This is a genomic window from Burkholderia sp. PAMC 28687 (genome assembly GCF_001577465.1).
Classification (GTDB): Bacteria; Pseudomonadota; Gammaproteobacteria; order Burkholderiales; family Burkholderiaceae; genus Caballeronia.
Genome location: NZ_CP014505.1, coordinates 2935142 through 2949507, shown reverse-complemented (window position 1 = coordinate 2949507; position 14366 = coordinate 2935142). Strand labels below are relative to the sequence as shown.

General features: G+C 56.1%; 6 protein-coding genes, 2 tRNA genes and 3 rRNA genes. 8 read left to right on the top strand and 3 right to left on the bottom strand.

Features of this window, described 5'->3' with window-relative positions:
• The first annotated feature begins 1080 nt into the window (after positions 1–1080).
• From AX768_RS13690 to AX768_RS13660, 7 genes are all read left to right on the top strand, one after another.
• Positions 1081–2364: a dicarboxylate/amino acid:cation symporter gene (locus AX768_RS13690; RefSeq protein ID WP_062000992.1), complete on the top strand. Its 1284-nt coding sequence runs from the start codon at positions 1081–1083 to the stop codon at positions 2362–2364.
• Positions 2365–3336: 972 nt separating this feature from the next.
• A 16S ribosomal RNA gene (locus tag AX768_RS13685) occupies positions 3337–4867 on the top strand.
• 69 nt (positions 4868–4936) lie between these two features.
• Positions 4937–5013: transfer RNA gene (locus AX768_RS13680), tRNA-Ile, on the top strand.
• A gap of 65 nt (positions 5014–5078) precedes the next feature.
• Positions 5079–5154, top strand: a tRNA-Ala gene (locus tag AX768_RS13675).
• Between the two features lie 352 nt (positions 5155–5506).
• A 23S ribosomal RNA gene (locus tag AX768_RS13670) occupies positions 5507–8389 on the top strand.
• Between the two features lie 252 nt (positions 8390–8641).
• Positions 8642–8754 (top strand): 5S ribosomal RNA (gene rrf / locus AX768_RS13665).
• Together the 16S, 23S and 5S rRNA genes with 2 tRNA genes alongside form the textbook arrangement of a ribosomal RNA operon.
• A 201-nt stretch (positions 8755–8955) precedes the next feature.
• Positions 8956–10569: an NAD(P)/FAD-dependent oxidoreductase gene (locus AX768_RS13660; RefSeq protein WP_062000411.1), complete on the top strand. Its 1614-nt coding sequence runs from the start codon at positions 8956–8958 to the stop codon at positions 10567–10569.
• Position 10570: 1 nt separating this feature from the next.
• On the opposite strand, the gene AX768_RS13655 is transcribed toward AX768_RS13660, so the two are convergent.
• Positions 10571–11689, bottom strand: coding sequence for a D-mannonate oxidoreductase (locus AX768_RS13655; RefSeq protein WP_062000410.1), 1119 nt, complete (start codon positions 11687–11689; stop codon positions 10571–10573).
• A 7-nt stretch (positions 11690–11696) separates the two neighbouring features.
• Complete coding sequence (locus AX768_RS13650) at positions 11697–12719, bottom strand: zinc-binding alcohol dehydrogenase family protein (protein WP_062000409.1); 1023 nt, start codon at positions 12717–12719, stop codon at positions 11697–11699.
• Positions 12720–12895: 176 nt separating this feature from the next.
• Between AX768_RS13650 and AX768_RS13645 the strand changes: the two genes are divergently transcribed.
• Positions 12896–13603 carry a FadR/GntR family transcriptional regulator gene (locus AX768_RS13645; RefSeq protein ID WP_062000408.1) on the top strand — a complete coding sequence of 236 codons (708 nt, stop codon included), beginning with the start codon at positions 12896–12898 and terminating at the stop codon, positions 13601–13603.
• 66 nt (positions 13604–13669) lie between these two features.
• Here AX768_RS13645 and AX768_RS13640 read toward each other — a convergent pair whose 3' ends face one another.
• A complete protein-coding gene (locus tag AX768_RS13640) occupies positions 13670–13990 on the bottom strand; it encodes a hypothetical protein (protein WP_062000407.1) in 321 nt (106 codons plus the stop codon).
• Positions 13991–14366: the final 376 nt, after the last annotated feature.

Here is a 14366-nt window from a genome sequence, read left to right as displayed (position 1 = left end):
ATAACCTGCGCGACCAGATAACCTCGGGGCTCATTGCGCGACCAGATAACCTCAGGGCTCGTTGCGCGACCAGATAACCTCGGGGCTCGTTGCGCGACCAGATAACCTCGGGGCTCGTTGCGCGACCAGATAACCTCAGGGCTCGTTGTGCGACCGGATAACCTCACGGTTCGGGGCGTGACCAGATTGCCCCAAGGCTCCTGAGCGCGACCAAATAACCTCAGGTCTCGGAAGCGTGATCAAATAACTTGGAGGTGCGGAAGCGCCACCAATAACCACGAGATTCACCACGCAAATGACAAATTCATCGGTCCCCAGATTCATCGTTGAAGGTGATCACGACGAGATCAATCGAATGCTCGCATTCTTCCTTTATGAGTGTCCCTCGACAATGATTCCGTCCCGTGAAGACGTCGCAGTTTGGGGCTCAGAGCTCGCGAAGCGGGGCTCCGAGTACATGTCGGCTGCGGAAGCATGCAACCGATGGTCAAGGGGCGAGGAGTAATCTTTCCAGAATGCCGTGATATATGACGTTGCACTACGCGATCAGACAATTCGCGCTCGGCGAAGGCTCAGAAGTCATCGGTGCGACGGGTGAATTTTATCTTTCTTGCTATTTCCGGCTAGAACAGAAACATGGGGGCTCGCGCGGGTTTTCATGCTTGCGTCAGTCCGCAGCACTCCTCCTGCAGATTCTATTGAATCCGATTTTCGTACCAACGACCCCTGCTCAATTCCGCACTTAAAGCGGAGCTGGTGGAAACCCTAGGGGGCGTCTGGATCACCAGAATGAGAGCGTTAGTAATTTCGGAAAGGCGGACTTGCGTTCTCGTTGCTCAAAAAAATCCTTTTAAAATCAATGCATCATGTAGGTCGCTAACTGGCATCGACCTTGCCTTATATAGGCAGGCCAAAAAAGGCCGCAGACAAATACAAGGAGACAATTCGATGCACCCCATCCCATCCAGCTTGACCTGATTTTGCCGACGCCAGACGCGCATTGCCGCAGCCGAGCGCCGGCGCGTTTTTGTCTCACCCCTTTGCCATTCGCCGACCATGCCCGCAACCACTGTGACAACCGTGAAGAAACCTTTTTATAAAGTCCTGTATGTGCAGGTGCTGATGGCGATTGCCATCGGCATCGCGCTCGGGCATTTCTATCCCGCGCTCGCCACCGAGATGAAACCGCTCGGCGATGGGTTCATCAAGCTCATCAAGATGGTGATCGGCCCGATCATCTTCTGTACGGTCGTGACCGGTATCGCCGGCATGGAGGACATGAAAAAGGTCGGGCGCGTGGGCGGCAAGGCGCTTCTGTACTTCGAAGTCGTCTCTTCCTTCGCACTCATCCTCGGCCTGGCCGCGACGCACCTGCTGAAACCGGGCGTGGGCTTCAACATCGATCCGGCTACGCTGGACGCCAAGGCAGTCGCCTCGTACGCCGCGAAGGCGCACGGCCAGACGACCACCGATTTCCTGATGCACATCATCCCGGACACGATCTCGTCGGCGTTCGCTCAGGGCGAAATCCTGCAGATCCTTCTGGTCGCGTTGCTGTTCGGCGCGGTGCTGGCCACCGCAGGCGAGAAAGGCCGCGTGGTGACGAACTTCATTGAAGGGCTGTCGCACATCCTGTTCGGCATCGTGCGCATCATCACGAAGCTGGCCCCGATCGGCGCGTTCGGCGCAATGGCGTTCACCATCGGCAAGTACGGCATCGGTTCGCTGGTGCCCATGCTCAAGCTGATCGGCACGTTCTATCTGACGTCCATCGTGTTCGTGGTCGTCGTGCTCGGCGCAATTGCAAAGATGGTCGGCTTCAACATCCTGCGCTTCGTCGCGTACATCAAGGAAGAGATGCTGATCGTGCTGGGCACGAGTTCATCGGAAGCCGCGTTGCCGCAACTGATGCTCAAGCTCGAAAAGCTCGGCTGCTCGCGCTCGGTGGTGGGTCTCGTTGTGCCGACCGGTTATTCGTTCAACCTCGACGGCACCAACATCTACATGACGATGGCCGTGCTGTTCATCGCCCAGGCGACGAATACGGACCTCACGTGGACGCAGCAACTGACGCTGCTCGCGGTGACCATGCTGACCTCGAAGGGCGCAAGCGGCGTGACCGGCGCGGGGTTCATCACGCTGGCCGCCACGCTCGCTGTCGTGCCGACCATTCCGCTGTCGGGCATGGTGCTGATTCTTGGTATCGACCGCTTCATGAGCGAGTGCCGCGCGTTGACGAACATCGTGGGTAACGGCGTGGCGACGGTCGTTGTGTCGGCATGGGAAAAGGAACTGGACCGCAACAAGCTGCGCGATCAGCTCAAGCACGGCGCGGTGGATACCGAAGCCGAAACCGTTTCTTGATGCACCGAAACACGACTAGACAGCCACTTAATCTCGCCGTCGATCGAACGTAACTTTCGAGAGACGGCGCTAGCTACAGCGGTTGGCTACCAAATTGGCAGGTCTCTATGGGGGAAACTCCTTCCCTTACGAACGACGGAGTGTTCTACAACCCGCAGGTGTGCCTTGTCCCGCTGGGCGCTGCCGTGCGACTCTTCCGTGGTTTGGTAGAACGAAATATCGCCTATCCTCATGATTTTATTAAGTTTTTATGATGCTTTGTAATCAGAAGGTGGCGGGTTCGAGTCCTGCAGCCGGCACCAGATTAGCTTCAAGAAGTAGTCAGATGTAATTGAACCCCGCGCCCGGCAACGGTCCGCGGGGTTTTTACTTTGCGTCCCTCGACGCAGCGCTTACGCCGCGTTCCTGACCCATTCCCCGGGGAATGCCTGCGGCTTCATATTCTTTTCACAAACCCCTTGCGCAACCCGTGAGGGCGCACTAGAATTCGGCCTCTTCGCTTCTGGGTGAGGTGAAGAGAAGCGGGAAGTAGGGGATTCGCAGTTCTATTCCGGTAGCTGGAGAGCCATGCAGGACGGCCTTCGCAGGGAATTGAGGTCCAGGTGGTCGTGATTTGGAGTTTGTCACGATGCGGTAAAAAACCTGTTGACGAAAAGCGAAACGTTCTACATAATCTCGTTTCTGTGCTGCAAACGCAGCGACGCGAAAGCGGTGGTGTTCTGAGGGATGGGATGCTGCGGTTTTGGTGAATGTTCTTTAAAAACTAACAGCCGATAAGTGTGGGCGCTTGGTGTTTTGCTTTAGAGCGTGGTGGTGTCTTTCGGGGCGCTGCCGTGAAGCGAAAGTATCAAGTCTCACACTAGTATTAAGGTAGGTTTTGAGCGTCTTTTCAGAGATGGAAAGATGGGAGGAACTTGTCAGTACGTTGAGTGAGCGACCTATTCGGAAGAATAGAAAACAGTAACAGGCATTGAACTGAAGAGTTTGATCCTGGCTCAGATTGAACGCTGGCGGCATGCCTTACACATGCAAGTCGAACGGCAGCACGGGGGCAACCCTGGTGGCGAGTGGCGAACGGGTGAGTAATACATCGGAACGTGTCCTGTAGTGGGGGATAGCCCGGCGAAAGCCGGATTAATACCGCATACGATCTACGGAAGAAAGCGGGGGATCGCAAGACCTCGCGCTATAGGGGCGGCCGATGGCAGATTAGCTAGTTGGTGGGGTAAAGGCCTACCAAGGCGACGATCTGTAGCTGGTCTGAGAGGACGACCAGCCACACTGGGACTGAGACACGGCCCAGACTCCTACGGGAGGCAGCAGTGGGGAATTTTGGACAATGGGGGAAACCCTGATCCAGCAATGCCGCGTGTGTGAAGAAGGCCTTCGGGTTGTAAAGCACTTTTGTCCGGAAAGAAAACCTTTGCACTAATACTGTGAGGGGATGACGGTACCGGAAGAATAAGCACCGGCTAACTACGTGCCAGCAGCCGCGGTAATACGTAGGGTGCGAGCGTTAATCGGAATTACTGGGCGTAAAGCGTGCGCAGGCGGTTCGTTAAGACAGATGTGAAATCCCCGGGCTTAACCTGGGAACTGCATTTGTGACTGGCGAGCTAGAGTATGGCAGAGGGGGGTAGAATTCCACGTGTAGCAGTGAAATGCGTAGAGATGTGGAGGAATACCGATGGCGAAGGCAGCCCCCTGGGCCAATACTGACGCTCATGCACGAAAGCGTGGGGAGCAAACAGGATTAGATACCCTGGTAGTCCACGCCCTAAACGATGTCAACTAGTTGTTGGGTCTTCATTGACTTAGTAACGTAGCTAACGCGTGAAGTTGACCGCCTGGGGAGTACGGTCGCAAGATTAAAACTCAAAGGAATTGACGGGGACCCGCACAAGCGGTGGATGATGTGGATTAATTCGATGCAACGCGAAAAACCTTACCTACCCTTGACATGGTCGGAACCTGGCTGAAAGGCTGGGGTGCTCGAAAGAGAACCGATACACAGGTGCTGCATGGCTGTCGTCAGCTCGTGTCGTGAGATGTTGGGTTAAGTCCCGCAACGAGCGCAACCCTTGTCCTTAGTTGCTACGCAAGAGCACTCTAAGGAGACTGCCGGTGACAAACCGGAGGAAGGTGGGGATGACGTCAAGTCCTCATGGCCCTTATGGGTAGGGCTTCACACGTCATACAATGGTCGGAACAGAGGGCTGCCAACCCGTGAGGGGGAGCTAATCCCAGAAAACCGATCGTAGTCCGGATCGTAGTCTGCAACTCGACTACGTGAAGCTGGAATCGCTAGTAATCGCGGATCAGCATGCCGCGGTGAATACGTTCCCGGGTCTTGTACACACCGCCCGTCACACCATGGGAGTGGGTTTTACCAGAAGTGGCTAGTCTAACCGCAAGGAGGACGGTCACCACGGTAGGATTCATGACTGGGGTGAAGTCGTAACAAGGTAGCCGTATCGGAAGGTGCGGCTGGATCACCTCCTTTCTCGAGCTCAACGCTTCTGAACGAAGCACTAAAGTGCTCACGCTTATCGGCTGTAAGAAGACAGGCTAAGGGTCTGTAGCTCAGTTGGTTAGAGCACCGTCTTGATAAGGCGGGGGTCGTTGGTTCGAATCCAACCAGACCCACCATTTACTCTTGAACGTTTGAAAGAACGAACGAAGATAAATGCAGACCCTCAAGCATCAAGGTATTTGGGGGATTAGCTCAGCTGGGAGAGCACCTGCTTTGCAAGCAGGGGGTCGTCGGTTCGATCCCGTCATCCTCCACCAATCATCAATGCCAAGCACGTTTAGACCGAGCCATGCCGGTCGAGCGTGATTTGCATTGGCGATTGAGCCAGTCAGTAAAATCATGTGGAGCATAGCGCTTCAGGTGATGCTGTCGTTCTTTAACAATCTGGAAGAAGTAGTAAAGAGATTCACGAAAGCATACTTAGAGATGGGTGTGTGAGTAGGTGAATCAGGGTTGTGATTGTATCAATGTATGAAAAAGTGATCGAGAGATTGCTTTGGAATACGGCGCAACACGAATACTCAACCTATAGCGGTGTGAAAGAGGTTTGCCTCGAAGCTGAACTTCGGTTCGGAGTCGGGAGGAGTCTCGGAGACGCACTCGTTATAGGGTCAAGCGAACAAGTGCATGTGGTGGATGCCTTGGCGATCACAGGCGATGAAGGACGCGGTAGCCTGCGAAAAGCTACGGGGAGCTGGCAAACGAGCTTTGATCCGTAGATGTCCGAATGGGGAAACCCGGCCCTTCTGGGTCATCCGTAACTGAATACATAGGTTACGTGAAGCGAACGCGGTGAACTGAAACATCTAAGTAACCGCAGGAAAAGAAATCAACCGAGATTCCCAAAGTAGTGGCGAGCGAAATGGGATCAGCCTGTACTCTTTAGCACGACCGTTAGCCGAACACTCTGGAAAGTGTGGCCATAGCAGGTGATAGCCCTGTAGGCGAAAGCGGATGTGTGGAACTAGGTGTACGACAAGTAGGGCGGGACACGTGAAATCCTGTCTGAAGATGGGGGGACCATCCTCCAAGGCTAAATACTCGTGATCGACCGATAGTGAACCAGTACCGTGAGGGAAAGGCGAAAAGAACCCCGGGAGGGGAGTGAAATAGATCCTGAAACCGCATGCATACAAACAGTCGGAGCCTCTGCGAAGGGGTGACGGCGTACCTTTTGTATAATGGGTCAGCGACTTACGTTCAGTAGCAAGCTTAACTGATTAAGGCAGGCGTAGCGAAAGCGAGTCCGAATAGGGCGTTCAGTTGCTGGGCGTAGACCCGAAACCAAGTGATCTATCCATGGCCAGGTTGAAGGTGCGGTAACACGTACTGGAGGACCGAACCCACTAATGTTGAAAAATTAGGGGATGAGCTGTGGATAGGGGTGAAAGGCTAAACAAACTTGGAAATAGCTGGTTCTCTCCGAAAACTATTTAGGTAGTGCCTCGTGTATCACCTTCGGGGGTAGAGCACTGTCATGGTTGTGGGGTCCATTGCGGATTACTACGCCATAGCAAACTCCGAATACCGAAGAGTGCAATCACGGGAGACAGACATCGGGTGCTAACGTCCGGTGTCAAGAGGGAAACAACCCAGACCGCCAGCTAAGGTCCCCAAATATTGCTAAGTGGGAAACGAAGTGGGAAGGCTAAAACAGTCAGGAGGTTGGCTTAGAAGCAGCCACCCTTTAAAGAAAGCGTAATAGCTCACTGATCGAGTCGTCCTGCGCGGAAGATGTAACGGGGCTAAGCAATATACCGAAGCTGCGGATGCGAGATTTATCTCGCATGGTAGGAGAGCGTTCCGTAAGCCTGTGAAGGTGCATTGAAAAGTGTGCTGGAGGTATCGGAAGTGCGAATGCTGACATGAGTAGCGATAAAGGGGGTGAAAAGCCCCCTCGCCGTAAGCCCAAGGTTTCCTACGCAACGTTCATCGGCGTAGGGTGAGTCGGCCCCTAAGGCGAGGCAGAAATGCGTAGCTGATGGGAAGCAGGTTAATATTCCTGCACCATTGTTAAATGCGATGGGGGGACGGATCGCGGAAGGTTGTCCGGGTGTTGGAAGTCCCGGTCCTTGTATTGGAGAAGGCGCTTAGGCAAATCCGGGCGCGGAATTCAAGGGTACGAGGCCATTCACTTAGGTGAAGAAGCAATCGGAAGTGGTTCCAAGAAAAGCCTCTAAGCTTCAGTTTAACAAGACCGTACCGCAAACCGACACAGGTGGGCGAGATGAGTATTCTAAGGCGCTTGAGAGAACTCGGGAGAAGGAACTCGGCAAATTGGTACCGTAACTTCGGGATAAGGTACGCCCCTGTAGCTTGATGCGCCTGCGCGCAAAGGGTGAAGGGGTTGCAATAAACTGGTGGCTGCGACTGTTTAATAAAAACACAGCACTCTGCAAACACGAAAGTGGACGTATAGGGTGTGACGCCTGCCCGGTGCCGGAAGATTAAATGATGGGGTGCAAGCTCTTGATTGAAGTCCCGGTAAACGGCGGCCGTAACTATAACGGTCCTAAGGTAGCGAAATTCCTTGTCGGGTAAGTTCCGACCTGCACGAATGGCGTAACGATGGCCACACTGTCTCCTCCCGAGACTCAGCGAAGTTGAAGTGTTTGTGATGATGCAATCTCCCCGCGGCTAGACGGAAAGACCCCATGAACCTTTACTGTAGCTTTGCATTGGACTTTGAACCGATCTGTGTAGGATAGGTGGGAGGCTATGAAACCGGAACGCTAGTTTCGGTGGAGCCGTCCTTGAAATACCACCCTGGTTTGTTTGAGGTTCTAACCTTGGCCCGTGATCCGGGTCGGGGACAGTGCATGGTAGGCAGTTTGACTGGGGCGGTCTCCTCCCAAAGTGTAACGGAGGAGTACGAAGGTACGCTAGGTACGGTCGGAAATCGTGCTGATAGTGCAATGGCATAAGCGTGCTTAACTGCGAGACCGACAAGTCGAGCAGGTGCGAAAGCAGGTCATAGTGATCCGGTGGTTCTGTATGGAAGGGCCATCGCTCAACGGATAAAAGGTACTCTGGGGATAACAGGCTGATACCGCCCAAGAGTTCATATCGACGGCGGTGTTTGGCACCTCGATGTCGGCTCATCTCATCCTGGGGCTGTAGCCGGTCCCAAGGGTATGGCTGTTCGCCATTTAAAGAGGTACGTGAGCTGGGTTTAAAACGTCGTGAGACAGTTTGGTCCCTATCTGCCGTGGGCGTTGGATATTTGAAGGGGGCTGCTCCTAGTACGAGAGGACCGGAGTGGACGAACCTCTGGTGTACCGGTTGTCACGCCAGTGGCATCGCCGGGTAGCTATGTTCGGAAGAGATAACCGCTGAAAGCATCTAAGCGGGAAACTCGCCTTGAGATGAGATATCCCTGGAGCTTCGAGCTCCTTGAAGGGTCGTTCTAGACCAGGACGTTGATAGGTCAGGTGTGGAAGTGCAGTAATGCATTAAGCTAACTGATACTAATTGCCCGTAAGGCTTGATCCTATAACCAGTGTGTGTCGGCAGCCATGAGTGCTTAAGCACGTATGGATGCCCCATCCCGCGCCATGCGCGGGGTCTTAAGTACACGCATGGGTTGAGATCAGTGTTGTGCCTGATATAAGTAGTAGCAAACACAACCCCAAGCTTTACCCGTAACAACGAGGCGTGCGCGATTAACTCCCCACATGCACTCGACTACTTCTTCCCCAGATTGGTTCAGTCGCACCGCATCAGCGACTGAACACCCCCTCAATGCCTGATGACCATAGCGAGTTGGTACCACCCCTTCCCATCCCGAACAGGACCGTGAAACGACTCCACGCCAATGATAGTGCGGATACCCGTGTGAAAGTAGGTAATCGTCAGGCTCCTCATCCTCTGCATCTCATCGCAGTCGCTAAAACCCCACCCCATCAAGGTGGGGTTTTTGCGTTTACAGCGCGGCTTAGTAGCCACTCAAGCCCAGGTGGCGGAGGAATCTCAGCTCGCGTCGGCTCCCCTGGTATCAACACGCTAAAATAGCGCTTCGGCCCGTCGTTCAAGGGCGTCTGCAAAACAATCAGGTCTCCATGTTACGTCTAAGCGAAATCAAGCTTCCGCTTGAGCATTCGGAAAGCGAGCTCGAGTCGGCTATTCGCTCACGCCTCGCGCTTATCCACGTTCCGTCCGAAAGCCTTATCCGCTATACGGTGTTTCGCCGTGCGCACGATGCACGGAAGCGTTCCGACATCAAGCTCACGTATATCGTCGATGTAGAGATCAAGGACGAAGCGGCCGCTCTTCGTCATCTCGACGATCAGCCGCATTGTTCGACCACGCCTGATATGGCGTACAAGTTCGTGGCGAAGGCGCCTGAACAGATGCCATCGCCGAGACCGGTTGTGATCGGCATGGGACCGTGCGGTTTGTTCGCCGGCCTCATTCTCGCGCAGATGGGTTTTCGCCCGATCATCCTCGAGCGGGGCAAAGCGGTCCGTGAACGGACCAAAGACACGTGGGGCCTGTGGCGGAAAAACGTGTTGAACCCGGAGTCAAACGTTCAGTTTGGCGAGGGCGGCGCCGGTACGTTCTCCGACGGCAAGCTGTATAGCCAGATCAAGGACCCGAAGCATTACGGCCGCAAAGTCCTCGATGAATTCGTGCTCGCCGGCGCGCCGGAAGACATCCTCTATCTGAGCCGGCCGCATATCGGTACGTTCAGGCTGGTCGGCATGGTCGAGAAAATGCGCGCGACCATTCATCAGCTCGGCGGGGAAGTGCGGTTCGATACTCGAGTCGAGGATATCGATATCGAAAACGGAAAGGTCCGTGGATTGACGCTTTCCAACGGAGAGACGCTGCGCTGCGATCACGTGGTGTTATCGGTGGGACATAGCGCGCGTGACACGTTCGAGATGTTGCACCGGCGTGGCGTCTATATGGAAGCGAAGCCGTTTTCGCTCGGGTTTCGGATCGAACATCCGCAAGGGTTGATCGATCGAAGCCGGTTCGGGAAGTTTGCCGGACATAAATTGCTGGGCGCTGCTGACTATAAGGTCGTTCACCACTGCAGCAACGGTCGAGCGGTCTATAGCTTTTGTATGTGCCCGGGCGGAACGGTAGTAGCCGCGGCGTCGGAGCCAGGCCGCGTCGTCACGAACGGCATGAGCCAGTATTCGCGAAATGAGCGGAATGCAAACGCGGGGATCGTCGTCGGGATTACGCCGGAGGATTTTCCGGGCGGTCCGCTTGCCGGCATCGCGTTTCAGCGGCAGTGGGAAGAGCGGGCGTTCGAGCTTGGCGGCGGTGACTATTCGGCGCCGGCGCAACTGGTTGGGGATTTCATCGCGCGGCGGGCATCGACGGCGCTTGGTTCTGTAGAGCCGTCGTACAAGCCAGGCGTACGTATGACTGACTTGAGCACCGCGTTGCCCGATTACGTGGTCGAGGCGATTCGCGAAGCGCTTCCGCAAATCGATAAAAAGATTCCCGGCTTCGCCATGGCCGACGCCGTCCTGACCGGCGTGGAGACGCGGACGTCATCGCCGATCCGCGTGCGGCGCAAAGACAACTATCAGAGCATGAACGTCGATGGCTTATTCCCCGCGGGAGAAGGTGCAGGGTATGCCGGCGGCATTTATTCGGCGGCGATTGATGGGATTGAAGTCGCCGAAGCGTTGGCGTTGGACATGATGGCGAAGTGAGTCATCGAAGCGCGGCGACGAGCCGCTTTTGTTCGATGTCCAGCCCCAACTGACGCGCGAGATCGATTACGGGCTTGAAGCGGCGTTGTTTCTTCTCCGCGTGATTGCGCGCGATGTCCGCAAGGCGATGATTGAGGAACGGATTCTGGAAGCGATCGCGAACATCGGCGAGATAGGCTTGCGCTGCGTCGTGCTTGCCGAGGGCATTAAAGACGGGCAGCACTTCGTCCTGCCATACCGACTCCAAAGTATCGCGCCATGCGGCGTTGCGCATGGCATCGAGCACGGTTGCGTCGGCTGCGGATTGCCCGGCGAGCCAGAGTTCGGCGAGCATCGTGTGACCCAGATTGAGCAGCAAAAGCTTGAGACGCTCGTAGTGGGCGAGGTCGTCGGTGATCACGATGTCTTCGTGCTCGCACGGCAGAATCATGCCCGGCTGGCGCTCGATTGCCCATAGCGCGTAAGGTTCGGCGACGGCACCAACCGGATGAATCGGCTCCGAGACAATGCGGTCGACAAGCGAATTCACCCACACGCAATCGTGCTCGAGATAGCGTATGAACGCATCATTTGCATGCCATTGCTTCGCGATGCCAACCACCGCGTCACGCAACGTATTGCCGTTGTGCGAAACGAGTTCACACGGCAGCAATGTGACCGGCTCAGCGCCTGCGACGAACCTGTCATGCAGCAGCGCAGCGAGTTTCGCTGGAAAACCGCGCGGCACTGAGGCCGCTTCGAACCCGCGGCCAATGTCTTTATCGAAGGAAACGTAGCCCGTATCCCCCGTGTTCGACACGATGACCCTGACGTCGCGCCGCACGCGTTCACGAAGCGTCGGCCAGTCATCGGCGGCGTTCAGCGCTTCGGTGATCGCGTCGCATTGCACGGTTTCATCGATGGTCGTATCGCCTTTTCGTCCGCGAATCCGCACCGGATAGACGCTCGATGCGCGCAACGCATCAATGCGCGCGCGGCTCTCGGGATTCGACGTGCTTTGCACAACCGTGATGCGGCCAAGCGCCTTCGGCGGCTCGCTTCGCAAGGCTTGCGCGACAAACAAATCCACGTGCGCCTGAAGGAAGCGGCTCGTGCCGAACTGCAGAATGGGATTGCTCATTGCGTGCTCAACACTCGACCAGCGCCTTGATCACCCCGGCCGATGGATCCAGCAACCTCGAAAACTCATGCGGCAAATTGCTGAGCTGCAACGTGTGCGTGTTGAGTGCGGCGGTGGGAATCAGGCCGGCGCGCATGGCGGTGAGAACGGTTTCGAAGTCGTCGGGCGTGGCGTTGCGGCTTGCGAGCAGTGTGGTTTCGCGCTTGTGGAACTCGGGATCGGCGAACGAGATGCGGTCGCGAACGATCGATATCAGCACGTACTTGCCGCCGTGCGCAACGAACTCCAGGCCGCGTTCCATGGCTTTGACGTTGCCGGTGGCATCGAAGACGATATCGAAGAATTCTTGGTCCGTGAGCTCGGCGAGTTGTTTGGCGTCGGTCGCGGCGTCGGTGGTATCCAGGCGCACGATGTGATCAGCGCTCAGTTGCGTCTCGCAGAATTTCAGGCGGTCTTCCCGGCCATCGAGCACCGTCACTTCGGCGCCGCGCAGCTTCGCGAAAATCGTTGCCGCCATGCCGATGGGACCCGCGCCCACCACGAGCGCGCGCTGTTTCGGCTGTACATCGGCGCGGGCGACGGCGTGTGCGCCAATGGCGAGGAATTCGATCATCGCAGCTTGATCGAGCGTGACGCCATCGGCTTTGAACACGAAAGCTTGCGGCACGGCGAGTTGCTCGACCAGACCGCCGTCCGTGTGCACGCCGAGCACACGAATGTTCATGCAGCAATTCGGCTTTTTGGCGCGGCACGCGATGCACTTCCCGCACGCAAGGTAAGGCATCACGTAGACCTGATCGCCTTTTGCGACGCGCGCACCGGATGGTGCCGATTCGACGATTCCCGACAGCTCATGTCCCATCACGCGCGGATACGCGAGAAACGGCTGATTGCCCGTGAATATGTGCAGATCCGTGCCGCACACGCCGACGCGTTTGATGCGAATCAGGACATCGTCGGGACCGGGTTCCGGAGACGGCCGATCGATCAGGACGAGAGAGCCGGGTTGTTCGCAGATGACAGTTTTCATGAGAGGGGTCTGTTTTGGCCTTACCAGAGTGCATGTTAGTTTCGTAAAAGAGAACTGGTCAAGCCAATTTGCCGATAGTACGGGTTTGGCCTGACCATTCTGACGTCCTTTGTTTAGAATTCACGCTTTCGCCTAGTTAACCCGGCGCGCGATATCTGCAGAAAAAAGGAATCCTCGTGGCAGGCAAACCCATCGAAACGCGCCGTCTCTATCTCCAGATCGCCGATAAGCTGCGCGCACTCATCGACGACAAGGGGTTCGCGCCGAACGGCCGTTTGCCGTCGGAGCGTGAGCTGGCATCGACGCTCGGCGTATCGCGGCCGTCCGTGCGCGAAGCGCTGGTTGCGCTGGAACTGGAAGGGCGTGTCGAAATCCGAATGGGATCGGGCGTTTATATTTGCGCGGCACCCGCGCCAGGTTCTCGCCCCGGCATGCTGGCCGATACGGAGCTCGGGGAGAGCCCGCTGGAAATCACAACGGCGCGCATGGTGATAGAAGGTGCGATCGCGGCGAGTGTCGCGGCGTTCGCCAAGCCCAAGGCGCTCAGGGCGTTGCGCGACATTTACGAGGACATGGCACGCCAGGTTGCCCACGGCCAGATTCCACTTGCTGCGGACCGTGCGTTTCACATGGCTGTTGCGCAAATGTCGGGCAATGACGTGCTGGTGCGTACCGTAGCGGGTCTTTTCGATGAACGGCATAGCCCGTTGTCATCGACGTTGCGTGGGCATTTCGAGGGGGAGGAGACGTGGGCGGACGCGTTGAGCGAGCACAAGGAAATACTGGACGCACTCGAAGCGCGCGATGCGATTCAAGCTCAGGCTGCCATGCAGCGCCACCTGAAAGCGTCTTACGAGCGGCTGATGACCCGCCGCAAACATTGAGAAAACCGCTTCAGGCCAGCCGATGGAAATACCGGACTGGCCGCAAGACCATCACTGAATGCAGGCTCAACCCGGATAAGCCTCATCGACTTTCAGCCCGGCGAGCTTGAAGATCACGCGCAACGTCTGCGGAGCGATCTCGCGACGCGACGCCAGCGTGGTCAGCACGAAGTCCATGACCTTGGCGTACTTGAGCATCGTCAGGCAAGTTTCCATGTCGGTGGTTCCGTCGCGCATGGCTTCTGCAAGCCGCAGCATTTCGCCGGAAATCTCTCGAGCCATTTCCAGTTCAAGTTGCTGCTTTTCGCTCCATTCCGGCAACGCGGTGAGCTTGGCGAGCATCTCTTGAAACTGCTGTTCGGCTTTACTGTCTCGGATTGGGTCCATTGCCGTCCTCATTTCGTTCGCGTGTTCCTCGGGGAACGCGCTTTGTGTGCGTGGGTGTTACGTAACAGGCAGCGCGTGGTTACGAGACTCGGTGCATCTCACCGGTCGCCGGTTAATCGCGCTCACCTTGGCTACAGGCTTGTTGTTCAGTCAATTTTGCGGTTTCGTGCCGCCGTTGCGTCCATCCGTCCCGTTGATTGTCCCGTTGCAAATGCACGAAATGTTCCATCTGAAACTGTCTGCTCGATCAATCCAAAAAACGAAGAGTCGAACGCTTACCAATTCCTGACGTTGCGTTGTTCGGGAGCGTCTTTGCGCTTTTCGGTAAACTTGCTCATCTGCATCATTAAAACCAGCGGTTAGCGCACACTTCGCG

What these genes read in the sequence shown, in the direction of transcription:
- AX768_RS13660 (WP_062000411.1), top strand. Translation starts at nt 8,956, where the DNA reads ATGTTACGTCTAAGCGAAATCAAGCTTCCGCTTGAGCATTCGGAAAGC.
- AX768_RS13655 (WP_062000410.1), bottom strand. Translation starts at nt 11,689, where the DNA reads ATGAGCAATCCCATTCTGCAGTTCGGCACGAGCCGCTTCCTTCAGGCG.
- AX768_RS13650 (WP_062000409.1), bottom strand. Translation starts at nt 12,719, where the DNA reads ATGAAAACTGTCATCTGCGAACAACCCGGCTCTCTCGTCCTGATCGAT.
- AX768_RS13640 (WP_062000407.1), bottom strand. Translation starts at nt 13,990, where the DNA reads ATGGACCCAATCCGAGACAGTAAAGCCGAACAGCAGTTTCAAGAGATG.